Genomic DNA, 14,682 nt, shown 5'->3' on the forward strand with positions numbered 1-14,682 from the left:
ATTAACCTAAAAGTCTGCTTAATGAGTTTGTGGTGCTACTAAGTGAACTCATCATTTTATCGAGATTTTGGAATTGACGACGATAGATGTCCATAGTGTTTTCAATTTGCTTATTGGTTTGTTCAATACGCTTATCGAGGCTTTTCTTTTTCTTTTGTATGCCGTCAGTGGCGTTATGTAAGGTGCCTTCTTTACTGTCTAAAGTATCTTTTAAGAAATTAAAATTTTCAGTACCAAAGCCAGTTTTTTCACCGTCACCAGCAAAAAATACTTTAACACTGGAAGGGTTCTCTTTTAGCGCTTTATCTAAAATTTTATTGTCTATCTCTAAGGTACCGTCAAGCTTTTGTTTAATACCCATTTTATTGAGTAAATTGAGCTCTCCACTATTTTGGGCTGTTCGTACATGTGTGCGTAATTGGCTCTGAATGCCTCGTAAAGTTGAATCACCAATCAGTGGGCCGTTAGTTTTATTGGGGGCGGTGCCACTTTCTGTTGGTGTATATTTGGTTAATTCAGAGGCGAGTGTTTGGAATTCATTATAAGCATCGACCCAAACTTTGATTTTTGCTTTGGCTGGTTCAATGTCTTCCGACACAATTAAATGATCGGGTTTGCCATTTTCACTTTCTTTTTTTAGGGTGAGCGTTAAACCAGGGAATAAGTCTTTAGCTTCATTGGTTTGTGATTCTAATTCAAAGCCATCAATTTCAAGCAGGGCATTTTGCGGGGCAACTTTTTGCTCCATACCAGAGCTAGCTGCATTTTTTAAAGTCACATTACCTTTATCGTCAATGTCAGATTCGACATTCAATATGGCAGCTAAGGTATCATCCCCATCAACATTAATACTAATGCGGTTTTCGGTACCTTCTTTTTTAGAGGTGACAACCAAATGGTAATTGTTGGTTTTATCTTTAACTACTGAAGCTGTGATATTTTTATCGGTTTTATTAATCGCATCGGCAATTTCAATTAATGAGGTACTTTCTTTATCAAGTTTGATAACGATTTTATCACTATCTTTTTTTTGCGAAGGCTGAGTAATGGTAATTGTACGTTCAGCGGCATCGCTACCGAGTAGCGCTTTGTTATCTGTTTGCCCTTTGGTGGCAATGGTCTGCGCTTTAGCGAGCTGAGTAACTAAAATGTCATGCACACCGGCAACTGCTTTACCATCCGTTTTGACGTCAAAAGCTTTGTATTCACCCGTCACTTTAGTGGTGCTGATATCGCCGTACTTTTTTAAATCTTCCGCTGCTTTTTTAAGCTTTTCTAATGAAGATTGCATTTTGCCAAAGGCACTGATTTGTGCATCATAACTGGCTTTTTGGGTGTTTAGCGGATCAAGACGACGGCGTTCCATCGCTTCAAGTTGGTCCATTTGGACGTTTAAATCTAAGTTAGCCCCGATACCGAGTGTAGATATACCTGCCATGTCTTACTCCTGAATATAAATCCTAAAAATAAATACTGTTTAGCTCTTTATCGGCGGATGGGCTGAAAATATTAGACTATTTCTATAAATAATGATGACGGGAGTAAGGGGGCTAAATAGAGGTAATTATCTTTATTAAGAATAAATGATGATGAAATGAATGAAAATTCGGGTATTAAATAAAAAAGTTATCCGTCAAGAAGCTGATAGCAGCGCCATTTCTTACCTTGTTAACAAAAATATTCATTAAAAGGCCTAAAGGGGTTTTGGTTGCAGCCGATAATCTACTTGCTGACGAAATTTACAGAGTTAAGCATCTAGGCTTAACGTATTAATATGAATAACAAGGATATAAATCATGGCTCAAGTTATCAACACTAACATTCTGTCTCTGACTACTCAGAACAACTTAAACCGTTCACAAGGCGTACTGGGTACTGCAATTGAGCGTTTATCTTCAGGTTCACGTATCAACAGCGCAAAAGATGATGCTGCGGGCCAAGCAATTGCTAACCGTTTCACTGCAAACGTTAAAGGTTTAACTCAAGCTGCACGTAACGCGAACGACGGTATTTCTATCGCACAAACCGCTGAAGGCGCAGTTAACGAAATTAACGATAACTTACAACGTGTTCGTGAACTGACTGCTCAAGCACAAAACGGGACTAACTCTAAGAGCGATTTAGAGTCAATCAATAAAGAAGTTAAAGCTCGCATGGAAGAAATTGACCGTATCTCTGAACAAACTCAATTTAACGGTGTAAAAGTATTAACTCAAGACACTAAAATGAGTATTCAAGTCGGTACTAACGATAATGAAACTATCTCTATCGGCCTGAAAAAAATCGACAGTGCTACTTTAGGCTTAACTGGTTTTGATGCAGCAAGCAAAGGTATGGGTGAAGAAATATCTTTAGCTGATTTCGATGCGATGAAAGGACCAGGGGGCGTTGCAGTCGGAGCTGGTGCGACTGATACTGCTTTAAAAGCAATGAAATTTGATGCAGATGGTAAAACTGATGTTACATTTACTGAAGCTAAAGTATACCAAAAATTAGATGCAGATGGTAAAGCTGATGGTAAAAATGTGTATGTTGTAGGTAAAACTGCTGATGGCAAAGAGTATACAGTAAAAACAACTTATGGTGTTACTGATGGTACTACTCCAGCTACAGACCCAGCAGAAATTGCCTTTGCAAAAGGTAATGTTATAACTGAAAAAGAGCAATCTGCATTGAAGCCATTAGATACTTTAGACAAAGCATTGGCTCAAGTTGATAGCTTCCGTTCAGATTTGGGTGCGATTCAAAACCGTATGCAATCTACCATCAACAACCTGAACAATTCTGTTAACAACCTGAGCGCAGCACGCAGCCGTATTCAAGATGCTGACTTCGCAACAGAAGTTTCTAACATGAGCCGTGGTCAGATCCTGCAACAAGCAGGTACTGCAGTGTTGGCACAAGCTAACCAAGTTCCACAAGGTGTTCTGAGTCTGCTTCGTTAATTTAGACTTGTATTCCTGATTAAAGGCCAGCATTGCTGGCCTTTTTCTTTGGTCGTCATACTTCAAGTCGTAGATGCGTTGGCTGCATAAGGCCACCCGAATCACGTACTTATGTACGCTCATCGGGATAACCTTATTTGCCGCCTTCCTACAACTCGAATTATTTAGACCATCATTAGCCATTTTTAAAACTCCCATTTTTCAAATGTAAAGCCTAAGATTTAGCTCTAACCAATTAATTTTTAAGAAAAATAGTGCTGAATTTTATCTCTTGTGTCACCAACAAATCACACCATAAATCCACTTAGAACAACCATTAAAATGGTAATCATTCAAATTTTACCTATTTAGGATAGGGTAAATAGAGCCTGATTTAGCGCCTTACTCTGCGGATTGAAATTAAAATCAACACAGATAATAACTACCTTTCGTAAAACTTGAAGGGTGATTCAGGTTGTGAGTGATTTGTATACTGCCGAAGGTGTCATTAATAAAAATAGCCTATGGGAGCGTTATTACCCTCTAATACGCCATGAAGCCCTAAAACTGCAAGTCAGATTACCCGCCAGTGTCGATATCGACGACTTAATTCAAGCGGGGGGCATCGGTTTATTGCATGCATTGGAACGTTTCGATGCTACCCAAGGGGCTTCGTTCGCCACCTATGCGGTACAGCGTATTCGGGGTTCTATGCTCGATGAACTGCGTAGCCGTGACTGGGCGCCACGTAGTGTGCGTCGTCAAGCCCGTGAAATGACGAAAGCGATCGGCACATTGGAGCAATCCCTTGGGCGCAGTGCCACCGAGCCTGAAATTGCCAAAGCGCTCGACATTGACCTCGTTGAATATCGCCAAGCCTTGCTAGACACCAATAACAGCCAGCTATCCTCTTATGATGAATGGCATGAAATTCATGGGGAAAGTTGTGAACCCTCAATGGATGATGACGATGGTGGAAACCCGTTAAGCCTACTGATGGAATCCAGTTTGCGTGAGCAAATTGTAGCTGCAATTGACCAACTACCTGAACGGGAGAAAATGGTCTTGATGCTGTACTATCAGGAGGAGCTGAATTTAAAAGAGATAGGGGCGGTGTTGGATGTCGGGGAGTCGAGGGTGAGTCAGTTGCATAGTCAAGCTATTAAGCGTCTCCGCGGTCGTCTCAAATAGATGCTCGTCATACTTCGCATTGTAGGGGTGTTGACTGCTCTCGGCTACTTGGGTCACATACTTATGTATGCTCCCCAAGATATCCTCACTGGCCGCCTACCCACAATACGAATTATTTTGAGCATCAGATGGGTGGCGAGGGAAAACTGACTTAATTCTAAAATTAAAAATTAAAAATTAAAAATTAAAAATTAAAAATTAAAAATTAAAATACTAAGTTATTTCTAAAGTATATCTTCGTTTGTCTTCCATTCGTATGGTGAACTATTTAGTTACTGCTGTGCTGTTGTTAAATCTATTTCGATATTATAATCATTTGATATATAACTATTTTTGTTTATTTATCAGCTAATCACTGTGATTCATTCAGCTTATCTAAAAAATTTTTGGCATTTGTGTGCCATGCGCGGGGTGATTGGCTGAAGCCCAATTTTAAGTATCCGGTGTGGTTGCTTTCAGTGGACAGAAACAGGATATCGCACTCGGGTGGGAGTTCTTCAGCGACCATACGCATAAGCTGTCGGTCGATGCCATGCTGGCGATAGTTCGTATCTATCGCTAATTCGGCGATATAACAACAAGAACTAAAATCGGTGATCGCTCGCACAAAACCAACCACCTGTATTTCATCCCATGCACTAATCAACAAATCTGCATTATTCAGCATATTCTCTAATTGAACGATATTATCGGTTTGAACCGTCGCATTGAGCGGTGATTGCCTAATTAGCGTAATAAAATCTTCAACCGCAATCGAGTGATTAACGTGATAAGTAAGGCCATTTGCTATTGCGTCCATAGAGTGGTCCTTTGCAAAGAAAGATGCTCTTATAGGTTTAGCGTGAAATTATAAAAATTGCCTATTTTTTTTGTATTTTTGTGGGGCTGAATTGCTTTCTACATTGATAATGGTAGTGATAAACATATATAGATATTACCGATATCCTCTAAAATAGTGGCATTTATGCGTTAAGTCATATAAGTCAAATTTGAGTCGGTTATTATATTTACCTGACCTATAATTGATATCGTAGAGCACCATAAGAAATCTATCCACCATGAAATAAACAGGATATGACTATGGAATTAAAGGATTATTACACCATTATGGGTGTAAAACGTACCGATGACCTAAAAACAATCAAGACGGCTTATCGTCGCCTAGCACGAAAATATCACCCAGATGTCAGTAAAGAACCCGATGCGGAGGCGCGCTTTAAAGAAATTGCCGAAGCGTGGCAAGTTTTGAGTGACAAAGAGCGAAGAGCAGAATACGACCAACTGTGGGAACACAGAAATGACCCACAATTTCAGCAATATGGCCAAGGGCAGCCTAATCAATCTTATCGTCAGCAAGGGGCCAGCCCTGAAGATTTTGACGACATTTACTCCTCAATATTTGGCCAACGTGGGCGCAGCTCTTGGCATCAACAACGTAGTACGCGCGGTCACGATTTAGAAATAGAATTGGCCGTTTTTTTAGAAGAAACCCAAGAAGCACATACGCGAACTCTGAGTTATAACCTGCCTGTATATAATGCTTATGGCTTTGTTGAAAGTGAAATACCTAAAACTCTGAATGTGAAAATTCCGGCAGGTGTTGTAGAAGGGCAACGAATTCGTTTAAAAGGGCAAGGAACGGCAGGGGAGAATGGTGGCGAAAATGGCGACTTATGGCTAACAATTCGTATTGCACCGCATCCGCTATTTGATGTTAAAGATCATGATATTGAAATTGTTGTCCCACTCGCTCCATGGGAGGCGGCTTTAGGCGCTAAAGTCACCATACCGACCTTGAAAGAAAAAATTGCCTTGACGATACCAGCTAATAGCCAAGCGGGACAAAGGTTGCGCGTAAGAGGCAAAGGGTTGGCGAGTAAAGAAAAAACCGGCGATCTGTACGCTATCATTAAGATAGTCATGCCAACCAATACGAATGCTGAAGCGACTGTACTTTGGGAGAAACTCGCAGCCTCCCAGCAAGGTTTTGACCCACGCCAAGATTGGGGGAAAAAATAATGGGACAAGTTACTACACTCACAACTGTTGAATTTTGCGTTCATACGGGTATCCGTGAAGATGAATTGAATGAAATTGTCGGTTTAGGGATAGTTCAACCCATTATCAGCCATACAGAATGGTTATTTGATGATAGTGCGGTTGTTATTGTTCAACGTGCAGTACGCCTTTATCATGAACTGGAAATTGATTGGCCGGGTATTGCAATTACCATCAATTTACTTGAAGAGAATGAACTGCTTAAGCAAGAAAACAATAAATTACATCAACAATTAAAACGGTTTATTAATAGTTGATTTGCGTTAATTTCCTCGATGCAAACAGCAAGCCTCGTACCATTTAAAATTTTGGTAACGAGGCTTGCCAATTTAACTAAAAATTAAATACTTGCGGCTTCAGCCACTAACTTACCAAGTTCTTGCCAATTTTCGCTATCAATCAGCGAATTAGGTACCATCCACGAGCCACCACAAACGAGAACAGACGGTAGTGCGGTATATTGCGCAATATTGTTTAAACCAATACCGCCAGTTGGCATAAATTTGACTGGGTAAACGGCACCTAAGGCTTTTAACATCGCAACACCACCAGAAGCTTCCGCAGGGAAGAACTTCAATGTAGTTAGATTAAATTCGAGAGCTTGTTCAACCAAACTTGGGCTATTCACACCAGGAATGATAATCACATTTTTTTGTTGGCAATAAGCGACGATTTTTGGATTAAAACCTGGGCTAACAATAAAATCAACACCAGCTTCAATGGCTTGATCCACTTGAGCTGTAGTTAATACGGTACCAGCGGCAATGAGCAAATCAGGATAAGCCGCTCGCATGTTTTTAATTGCTTGTACTGCCGCAGGGGTGCGAAAAGTCACTTCAGCGCAAGGTAGGCCATTTTCCATCAATACTTTTGCGAGTGGTGCGCCATGTTCAGCGTTATTAATTGTAATAACAGGGACAACTTTGAGACTTTTTATTTTTTCAAGTAGCTGATTCATTATTTAACCTTTTCAATTAATTAATAGCCGGCATTGCTTCAGATGGAATTATCGCTCCCCGGTGTTGGATGACGGTTCCAGCTAATAAATGGCCTGTTTTTGCCGCTTCGATAGGTGTACCACCTAATATACGACATGCAAGATATCCTGCGCTGAAAGAATCCCCTGCGGCGGTGGTATCCACCACATGGTCGACTTTATTGGCAGGTACTTCGATTTTTTGATGATCAATAATAATAAAACAGGCTTCTGCACCACGTTTAATGACGATCTCTTTTACACCACATTGCTGAGCGCGGACGATAGATTCAGTTTCTTGGGTATCACCATAGAGTAGTTGTTCGTCATCAAAGGTTAAAAATGCAATATCAGTTAGGTTTAAAATTTGTTGATATGCTTGTTTTGTAACATCTTTTGAAGGCCAAAGTGTAGGGCGGTAATTATTATCGAATATTATTTTAGCGCCATGCTGCTTAGCTTGTTGAAGAATTTCAAACAGTAATTGGCGTGCGGCGTCGGGTAAAATGGCTAAACTGATGCCACTAAGGTAAATAAATTGTTGTTCATTAAGAAGTTGCTGTGTGTGTGCTTTGCTGTCTTCATTTAACCAAAATTTAGCGGCTGCATTATCACGCCAATAAAAAAAACGGCGCTCGCCATCGGGTGAAGTTTCAATAAGGTACATGCCGGGAAGAAGTTTGTCTGAAATTGCGACATTTTCAGTGTTGATACCTTCTTGCTGCCAGCTTGAAAGCATTTGCTGGCTGAATGGATCTTGTCCTAATCCAGTAAGGTAACGGGTTGTGACACCTTGTGATTGCGTTAAGCGTGACAAATATAACGCAGTGTTTAGCGTGTCGCCACCGAAGGTTTGCTTATAAAGCTCCCCTGATTTTTGCAACTCAACCATACATTCACCAATAACGGCAACTTGTAGACCTGTACCCATATTTACCACCTACTCTATGACGATAACTTTGCGTGTTGCTTACTATTAAAACGCATTTTCAAAATAAGTTCAACAAAATGAAACGCTGTTTTAAAAATATCAAATCACTGTTCTTGTTTTTTAGTTAATGGGCAATTATGCTACTGGCTCTGTCGTGAAGTTTGACTGAATAGGTATAATGTAAATAATTAGATGCGATTTCTTATCAATAGTGGATGAATAATAGATATGGATAAAACAATTCAAACGGATGCGGTGTCTGCGGTCGTTAAGGTATTTAGTATTCTCAGTGCGCTAGGCGAACAAAAAGAAATCGGCGTGTCTGAATTATCGCAACGTTTGTTAATGTCTAAAGCGACAACTTTTCGTTTTTTACAAACCATGAAACAGCTCGGTTATGTGACGCAAGAAGGGGAAGCTGATAAATATTCGTTAACGTTAAAATTATTCGAACTTGGTGCTAAGTCTCTCGAATATGTTGATTTAATTGAAATCGCAGACAAAGAAATGCGTGCGATAAGCTTAGAAACCCATGAGGCGGTACATCTCGGCGCATTAGATGAAAATGCAATTATTTATATTCATAAAATAGACTCAAACTATAATTTACGTATGTATTCACGGGTTGGTAGGCGTAACCCTTTGTATTGCACTGCAATTGGTAAAATACTGTTAGCGTGGAAAAGTGAAGATGCTATTCGTCATGCATTAAAAGATGAGTCATTTGTTAAAAAAACACAGACGACGCTGCTGAGTATTGACCAATTGCTGGCGGAGTTGGCATCGGTACGTGAATTGCATTATGCACAAGATAGAGAAGAGCAAGAATTAGGTTTGCGCTGTATTGCAGTGCCAGTATATGACCGTTTAGGTCACGTGATTGCAGGGTTATCGATATCATTTCCAACGATCCGTTTTGATGAATTGCAAATTGACCATTATGTGACGTTATTAAAAACCGCTGGTCGAAACGTGTCTGAGAAAATGGGTTTTCATCATTATCCGTCATAGGTAGAGCGGCCTGTAATAGATGAGCACAAAACTATTTTTGTACTCATTGGTGTATTAATAATTAATTGAGTGCCTGTGTAAAACACGCAGAATACTCGAAATCTTCTGTTTGCTCTGGATTACCTGAGCTTGTTGCTTCAGGATAGGGACTAGCACCCGGCATGTCTCGGGTAAGACTCCACATTGAGAGTAAATTGACGCCAGTGGTTTTAGCAAAATCACTCAGAATATTGACATCATCAAAAGTAAACATCGTTAGATCATCATTCAAGCCAATCATTGGCGTAATTTGGACCAAATTAAATAGCTCACTGTCTGATAGTGTCGGGTAAAAGGTCTCTAATTGATTCTTGATACTGATTGCCGCTTGAATGGCCGCTTTACCTAAATCTGGGTAATTAGGGTTATAATAATCCATTGCCATTCCATTGATTTTCATGACTAAACCTGCATCAATCGATTTTTTAACTAGTGCAAGTCCGGTACTTGTTAGGCCTGTCGGCATAGTGGGTAAAGTGAGGCTTAGCGTTATTTCGGGATTTCTTTCTATGATAACCGCTAATGCATTGAACGCTTTATCTTCATCATAAAGTCCATTTTCAAAGTCATAATCTAAATGAGACGCTTGTAATATATCGATTGCTTGTTGATATGTTGCGATTAATTGCTCAGGTGTTTGTACTAGTGAAACATCTTTATTTGCTGCGCCACCAAAAGAGACCGCTACTTTAACCTTACCTGCAACTAATTCATCACTCATCGGTGTCGCCCATGAAATTGGCATGCTCGGTTGAGCTGACCAAGCAGCATTGTTGTTAGGATCTGCGGTTAAAAAACCAAGATACAGAATATCCATTCCATACTTTATTGCTGCTTGGCTGTACTCAGGGTTAGGTCTTCCATTTGGATAATTTTGCCAGTCATCCCAAATTGCATTTACGCTGACATCAATATAGGGTCCAAATTGTGTTTTGTGCATTAGGTATTCCTTCGCTGTGGTGATCAATTAAAATAAATAATGTCGTAAAGGCATATTTAGCGTGATCACTTTGAAGGAAAAAAGACAGAGGGTACAAGGTTAAAAAATAGCAGTGTGCAATTTTTAAGTTTACACTTTTTGCTTATGGAAAAAGAATAATCTCATCAATCAATTGATTGTATAGTTATTTATTAATAACAAGTTGAATGATAAGCTTTTTATATATTTATTTTTAATTTTTAATAGCATTGAATTATCAGATGCCTATAATGCCAACTTATATCCAAAGTTTGGAGGTATCTATATGTTTAGAAAGATTATTTTTCTTATCTTTTTTGGTTTTTCTTTTTGCGGTTTTGCCGCCGATTATTCATACCATGAAAAGCCACCCGTTGACCGTCAGTATGCAGAAATCGGTCAAAATCGTGAAGAAGTACAGGCAAAAAAACAATTTGTTTTTGATCCAAACAAGAAAATCGCGCAAGAGGATCGAAGCTATCAGGATTTATTGGCACAAAGAGATTCAGATGAAAAATCGATATTGAATAAGTTTACGTTGTGCGATATTAATCCCAAGAGTGCCGGCTGCCCTAATTCACCAGCGTGGATAGATGAGCCACAACAACTGAAACATATGATGGAACAAGCGAAAATACCGCACTGATCTGATATTGCGCAGGATGCGTAGGTAAAAAGAAACTAAGCGGATATAAACAAGAGAAGTATTAGCTTCTCTTGTTTGTGACCGTTGAGTTATTTTGTTAAAAATTCTTTATATGCGCTGATTGTTTCTGCGGCGTACATAACAGAAGGACCACCGCCCATAAAGATAGCGACACCAAGAGCTTCAGATAATTCTTGCTCTGTCACGCCTAAATCAACTAATGTTTTCGTGTGAAAACCAATACAGCCATCGCAGCGGTTTGCAACAGCGATACCAATGGCAATCAATTCTTTGGTTTTTTTATCCAAGGCGCCATCTTGAGTGCCCGCAGTAACAAGGCCAGAAAATTGCTTCATGACATCTGGAATATGCTTGCCCAATTCATTTAAATTACCGGAAATATTGCTGGTTATATCTTTAAATTTAGTCATTTTTATATCCTATAAGCCGTTTATCAATAAAAAAAAACCTCACTAACAATATACTTTTTAATATAATGTTTTTATGTAATTTATCAAGGTAATATATTAAAAGATTAGATTATAGAGTTAATGGCTTTTTATTTTTATGCTATTGAAATATTCCATTACCTGAAATAAGCGCTTTCGTTAATATCAGAGTTTAGTTCTGAAGGTGTGAAAAATAAGCAAAAAAAACCCTCCAAAATAAGAGGAGGGGAAAAAAATAAAAATATAAAGCGAGGCTATCTGTATAACATTAAATTATTATAAACCATAGCCGACCAGTTAGTTTAAATTGTAAACTCATAATAGAGGTAATTTAAGTATCAAAAAATAATATTAAAATCATATGGATACGTCATTTTATGGAGTTTATTAGCCATTGTAAATAATTATCTTCTACTTGGTTTTGGTCTAAGCGGATCAATTCGGGTACTGTATATGGGTGAATTTCTTTAATCATCTCAAATAACTTAATTTGATTAGTTTGCATTGTTTTAATGAGTAATAATATCTCCTTATTTTGAGTGATTTTTTCCTCCCAAAGATATAACGAAATTATCTCCGGTAATAATGATACACATGCTGCAAGGCGGTTGTTTAGCAAAGATTGTGTTATTTTCATCGCGCTCTCATAGCTATTTGTTGTACATAAAATAATACAGGGTTGTTGGTTAGTCATAATATGAGTGTCATTTAGTGTCATTTTTATTTCCTTAATAGAAGTAGTCTTATTTAGAATAAAGACACTGTAATGTTAGATTAAATACAACTGGAATGTTTAAATATTAAAAATAGATATCAATATAAAATCTAATTAATATTTAGTGTTGTTATTATATCAATTGAAAATAAAACTCATAGTCGTTGTATTTATTGTGATGACTATTTTGAATTGGTTATTATTTGTTCGGTTTGAGCTTGCTATTTGACCTTTTGTATCGGCTTTATTGGATTTAAATATTTACTATGTATATCTAATTTATTAAGTCATTTTTATATTTACTTTCATTTACTCGATTCAGCCTACAGATTTAGGGATGTAGATATAATTTAGTTTGTTTTTTTTGTATATTAAGATTGACGCCAACAGAATGATTTATCTTAATTTAAACTCTTAATAACTCTTTTACTCAACTTGCGGGTGAGGAGTTGTTTTAATAACTAAATATATTTGTATTGTGTTTAGTAATAAGTCATGTGTTTGCGTACTAAATAAAAAACATTTACTCAAAGTATGAATTACACTCTGTTACAAAAATAGTTACTTTTTATCCTAAACAAAGTAACTCACTGATAACGATCAAGGTTTATATAGGATGGTTTGTTAACATGGTGATAAAGATAAGAATATATAACTGTTTTTTCTCTGTTACTCCATCTTATAACTTGTATGGATACCCTAATGAATAAATTGACGCCGTTAAAACCTATACCTACCTTAATAGCCTTAGCTATCACTTTAATTATTTGGTTTATTATTCCTGTTCCTGAAGGGGTTAATCCGAATGCTTGGCATTTGTTGGCTTTATTTGTTGGAACTATTGCAGCCATAATTGGGAAAGCATTGCCGATTGGTGGTGTATCAATTGTGGCTATTTCTCTGGTCGCAATTACAGGTGTAACTAATCCTGAATCAACTAAAGGGGCAATAGCTGATGCATTAAGCGGCTTTTCTAATGATTTAATTTGGTTAATTGGTATTTCAATCATGGTTTCGATGAGTTTGAATAAGACTGGATTAGGCGCAAGGATTGGATATTATGTTATTTCATTATTTGGTAAAAAAACCTTAGGAATTGCGTATTCGTTAGCAATTGCAGAAACAATATTAGCTCCAGTTACACCAAGTAATACTGCTCGTGGTGGGGGAATTATTCACCCTATTATGCGCTCGATTTCAGATAGTTTTGGCTCAAAGGCTGATGATGGCACTGCGGGGAAAATTGGGCGTTATCTTTCTTTAGTTAATTATAATATTAATCCTATTACCTCTGCGATGTTTATTACTGCGACTGCGCCAAATCCATTAATAGTCAGTCTGATTATTAGTGAAACAAGTCAGGGGAATGAATTGACTTGGGCTATGTGGGCAATCGCAGCTTTTGTTCCTGCGATTGTGTCATTAATTTTAATGCCTCTTATTATTTATGCAATGTATAAGCCTGAAATTACCTCAACGCCAAACGCACCCGATTTTGCAAAGGAACGTTTACAGCAATTAGGTCCTATCTCCTTACCTGAAATAATTACTTTAGCAGTATTTGGACTATTGCTATTAATGTGGGCAGGGGTACCGGCTATGTTATTTGGCCCAGCGTTCAGTGTTAATGCGACCACTGCTGCATTTGTTGGTTTAAGTATTTTATTGGCAACTGGCGTCATCAATTGGGATGATGTTCTTAAAAATAAAGGTGCTTGGGACACTGTCGTATGGTTTTCCGCATTGGTTATGATGGCGAGTTTCTTAGGTAAATTAGGCCTAATTAAATGGATGTCATTATCGGTTGGTAATTCAATTGATAGTATGGGAATTAGTTGGGTATGGGGCACGCTAATATTGGTGCTTATCTATGTTTATTCTCATTATTTCTTTGCGAGTACCACTGCGCATATTACCGCTATGTTTGCTGCATTTTTTGCGGCTGGTTTAGCGCTTGGCGCACCGCCAATGTTATTAGCTTTAATTTTGGCATTTTCTTCATCTCTTATGATGTCCTTGACCCATTATGGTACAGGTACGGCACCCATTATTTTCGGTTCGGGTTATGCCACTTTAGGCGAATGGTGGAAAGCTGGTTTTGTGATGAGTGTGGTGAACTTAATTATTTGGATTAGTTTAGGAAGTCTTTGGTGGAAATTTCTTGGTTATTGGTAACTGCTTGCAGATAAAAACTGATTAATAACAAGTCAAAACAATAGCTATCAATCGTAAAGAGAATTTTCATTAACATCAGCCGGTTTTTCAACTAGCCGGCTGATTATTGATGTTAAAAGCAAAAACTATGGCTTAGTTTTGAATATCAGAACAAAAACAGTTCTTGCCAAATAGTTTCTGGTTTTTACCTTTTTTGCTTGCTAGTAATGGAGTATTAAAATGATGAGTATTTAATGAGTACTATGATGGCGCACACAATACTCGAAATGACCATAATATTACGCCACTCAATTACTTTTTGCGATCTCATTGCATGCCGCCATAATATATTGATTTCATCAACATGAGCATACTTTCGAGTACGGATGGTTGACTTAATTTGTCTGACCAGAGAGATATCAGACTGTGTTTGATTGGTATTGGTCATTATAGCTACCTACCTTTGAAATAACGATTAATTCAAATACTAAGCTTTCTAATTGATAGACTTAGCTGTTATGTCATGATTATCTCAGGATAGAAAAAAAGAAAAATTGACCAGCTTATAAGTGGATATCCTCATTTATCACTTGAAAAAGTATTTCTTAACGAAAAAGAGGGATGAATTCG

At 38.0% G+C, this 14,682-nt stretch carries 15 protein-coding genes; 7 read left to right on the plus strand and 8 right to left on the minus strand.

The window, feature by feature from the left end; all coding sequences use genetic code 11:
* Window position 1 precedes the first annotated feature (1 nt).
* On the minus strand, window positions 2-1,438 hold the full coding sequence (gene fliD / locus AAZR93_RS00715; protein ID WP_434718680.1) for a flagellar filament capping protein FliD: 1,437 nt from the start codon (window positions 1,436-1,438) through the stop codon (window positions 2-4).
* 358 nt (window positions 1,439-1,796) lie between these two features.
* Between fliD and AAZR93_RS00720 the strand changes: the two genes are divergently transcribed.
* A complete protein-coding gene (locus AAZR93_RS00720) occupies window positions 1,797-2,945 on the plus strand; it encodes a FliC/FljB family flagellin (RefSeq protein ID WP_434718681.1) in 1,149 nt (382 codons plus the stop codon).
* A 456-nt stretch (window positions 2,946-3,401) separates the two neighbouring features.
* Complete coding sequence (locus tag AAZR93_RS00725; RefSeq protein WP_294107719.1) at window positions 3,402-4,115, plus strand: RNA polymerase sigma factor FliA; 714 nt, start codon at window positions 3,402-3,404, stop codon at window positions 4,113-4,115.
* A gap of 352 nt (window positions 4,116-4,467) precedes the next feature.
* On the opposite strand, the gene AAZR93_RS00730 is transcribed toward AAZR93_RS00725, so the two are convergent.
* Window positions 4,468-4,914 carry a GNAT family N-acetyltransferase gene (locus AAZR93_RS00730; protein ID WP_336430844.1) on the minus strand — a complete coding sequence of 149 codons (447 nt, stop codon included), beginning with the start codon at window positions 4,912-4,914 and terminating at the stop codon, window positions 4,468-4,470.
* 281 nt (window positions 4,915-5,195) lie between these two features.
* Between AAZR93_RS00730 and cbpA the strand changes: the two genes are divergently transcribed.
* Together cbpA and AAZR93_RS00740 are read left to right on the plus strand one after the other, a co-directional pair.
* The gene (gene cbpA / locus AAZR93_RS00735) at window positions 5,196-6,134 is read left to right on the plus strand and encodes a curved DNA-binding protein (RefSeq protein WP_434718682.1); all 939 of its coding nucleotides are present in this window, start codon (window positions 5,196-5,198) and stop codon (window positions 6,132-6,134) included.
* On the plus strand, window positions 6,134-6,430 hold the full coding sequence (locus AAZR93_RS00740) for a chaperone modulator CbpM (protein ID WP_434718683.1): 297 nt from the start codon (window positions 6,134-6,136) through the stop codon (window positions 6,428-6,430). The genes cbpA and AAZR93_RS00740 overlap by 1 nt, the downstream gene beginning before the upstream one ends.
* A gap of 83 nt (window positions 6,431-6,513) precedes the next feature.
* Here AAZR93_RS00740 and AAZR93_RS00745 read toward each other — a convergent pair whose 3' ends face one another.
* Both AAZR93_RS00745 and AAZR93_RS00750 read right to left on the minus strand, forming a co-directional pair.
* On the minus strand, window positions 6,514-7,131 hold the full coding sequence (locus AAZR93_RS00745) for a bifunctional 4-hydroxy-2-oxoglutarate aldolase/2-dehydro-3-deoxy-phosphogluconate aldolase (RefSeq protein WP_294107713.1): 618 nt from the start codon (window positions 7,129-7,131) through the stop codon (window positions 6,514-6,516).
* Between the two features lie 16 nt (window positions 7,132-7,147).
* Window positions 7,148-8,080, minus strand: a complete 933-nt coding sequence (locus AAZR93_RS00750; protein WP_434718684.1) for a sugar kinase — start codon at window positions 8,078-8,080, stop codon at window positions 7,148-7,150.
* Between the two features lie 228 nt (window positions 8,081-8,308).
* On the opposite strand from AAZR93_RS00750, the gene kdgR reads away from it, so the two are divergent.
* Window positions 8,309-9,091: a DNA-binding transcriptional regulator KdgR gene (kdgR, locus tag AAZR93_RS00755; protein ID WP_294107708.1), complete on the plus strand. Its 783-nt coding sequence runs from the start codon at window positions 8,309-8,311 to the stop codon at window positions 9,089-9,091.
* Between the two features lie 61 nt (window positions 9,092-9,152).
* Here kdgR and AAZR93_RS00760 read toward each other — a convergent pair whose 3' ends face one another.
* A complete protein-coding gene (locus AAZR93_RS00760) occupies window positions 9,153-10,070 on the minus strand; it encodes a chitinase (protein ID WP_434718685.1) in 918 nt (305 codons plus the stop codon).
* 304 nt (window positions 10,071-10,374) lie between these two features.
* Here AAZR93_RS00760 and AAZR93_RS00765 point away from each other — a divergent pair, with 304 nt between their 5' ends.
* Entirely contained in the window at window positions 10,375-10,734 is a 360-nt protein-coding gene (locus tag AAZR93_RS00765; protein WP_336430842.1) for a hypothetical protein, read from the plus strand.
* An 89-nt stretch (window positions 10,735-10,823) separates the two neighbouring features.
* On the opposite strand, the gene AAZR93_RS00770 is transcribed toward AAZR93_RS00765, so the two are convergent.
* Both AAZR93_RS00770 and cutA read right to left on the minus strand, forming a co-directional pair.
* On the minus strand, window positions 10,824-11,165 hold the full coding sequence (locus AAZR93_RS00770; RefSeq protein ID WP_294107702.1) for a carboxymuconolactone decarboxylase family protein: 342 nt from the start codon (window positions 11,163-11,165) through the stop codon (window positions 10,824-10,826).
* Window positions 11,166-11,553: 388 nt separating this feature from the next.
* Window positions 11,554-11,901, minus strand: a complete 348-nt coding sequence (cutA, locus tag AAZR93_RS00775; protein ID WP_434718686.1) for a divalent-cation tolerance protein CutA — start codon at window positions 11,899-11,901, stop codon at window positions 11,554-11,556.
* 699 nt (window positions 11,902-12,600) lie between these two features.
* On the opposite strand from cutA, the gene AAZR93_RS00780 reads away from it, so the two are divergent.
* Window positions 12,601-14,073, plus strand: coding sequence for a DASS family sodium-coupled anion symporter (locus AAZR93_RS00780; RefSeq protein ID WP_294107700.1), 1,473 nt, complete (start codon window positions 12,601-12,603; stop codon window positions 14,071-14,073).
* Window positions 14,074-14,287: 214 nt separating this feature from the next.
* On the opposite strand, the gene AAZR93_RS00785 is transcribed toward AAZR93_RS00780, so the two are convergent.
* Entirely contained in the window at window positions 14,288-14,500 is a 213-nt protein-coding gene (locus tag AAZR93_RS00785) for a 3-oxoacyl-ACP synthase (protein ID WP_434718687.1), read from the minus strand.
* Window positions 14,501-14,682 lie beyond the last annotated feature (182 nt).

This window comes from Providencia sp. Je.9.19 (assembly GCF_051129765.1).
GTDB lineage: Bacteria > Pseudomonadota > Gammaproteobacteria > Enterobacterales > Enterobacteriaceae > Providencia.

What these genes read in the sequence shown, in the direction of transcription:
- fliD (WP_434718680.1), bottom strand. Translation starts at nt 1,438, where the DNA reads ATGGCAGGTATATCTACACTCGGTATCGGGGCTAACTTAGATTTAAAC.
- AAZR93_RS00720 (WP_434718681.1), top strand. Translation starts at nt 1,797, where the DNA reads ATGGCTCAAGTTATCAACACTAACATTCTGTCTCTGACTACTCAGAAC.
- AAZR93_RS00730 (WP_336430844.1), bottom strand. Translation starts at nt 4,914, where the DNA reads ATGGACGCAATAGCAAATGGCCTTACTTATCACGTTAATCACTCGATT.
- cbpA (WP_434718682.1), top strand. Translation starts at nt 5,196, where the DNA reads ATGGAATTAAAGGATTATTACACCATTATGGGTGTAAAACGTACCGAT.
- AAZR93_RS00740 (WP_434718683.1), top strand. Translation starts at nt 6,134, where the DNA reads ATGGGACAAGTTACTACACTCACAACTGTTGAATTTTGCGTTCATACG.
- AAZR93_RS00745 (WP_294107713.1), bottom strand. Translation starts at nt 7,131, where the DNA reads ATGAATCAGCTACTTGAAAAAATAAAAAGTCTCAAAGTTGTCCCTGTT.
- AAZR93_RS00750 (WP_434718684.1), bottom strand. Translation starts at nt 8,080, where the DNA reads ATGGGTACAGGTCTACAAGTTGCCGTTATTGGTGAATGTATGGTTGAG.
- kdgR (WP_294107708.1), top strand. Translation starts at nt 8,309, where the DNA reads ATGGATAAAACAATTCAAACGGATGCGGTGTCTGCGGTCGTTAAGGTA.
- AAZR93_RS00760 (WP_434718685.1), bottom strand. Translation starts at nt 10,070, where the DNA reads ATGCACAAAACACAATTTGGACCCTATATTGATGTCAGCGTAAATGCA.
- AAZR93_RS00765 (WP_336430842.1), top strand. Translation starts at nt 10,375, where the DNA reads ATGTTTAGAAAGATTATTTTTCTTATCTTTTTTGGTTTTTCTTTTTGC.
- AAZR93_RS00770 (WP_294107702.1), bottom strand. Translation starts at nt 11,165, where the DNA reads ATGACTAAATTTAAAGATATAACCAGCAATATTTCCGGTAATTTAAAT.
- cutA (WP_434718686.1), bottom strand. Translation starts at nt 11,901, where the DNA reads ATGACACTAAATGACACTCATATTATGACTAACCAACAACCCTGTATT.
- AAZR93_RS00780 (WP_294107700.1), top strand. Translation starts at nt 12,601, where the DNA reads ATGAATAAATTGACGCCGTTAAAACCTATACCTACCTTAATAGCCTTA.
- AAZR93_RS00785 (WP_434718687.1), bottom strand. Translation starts at nt 14,500, where the DNA reads ATGACCAATACCAATCAAACACAGTCTGATATCTCTCTGGTCAGACAA.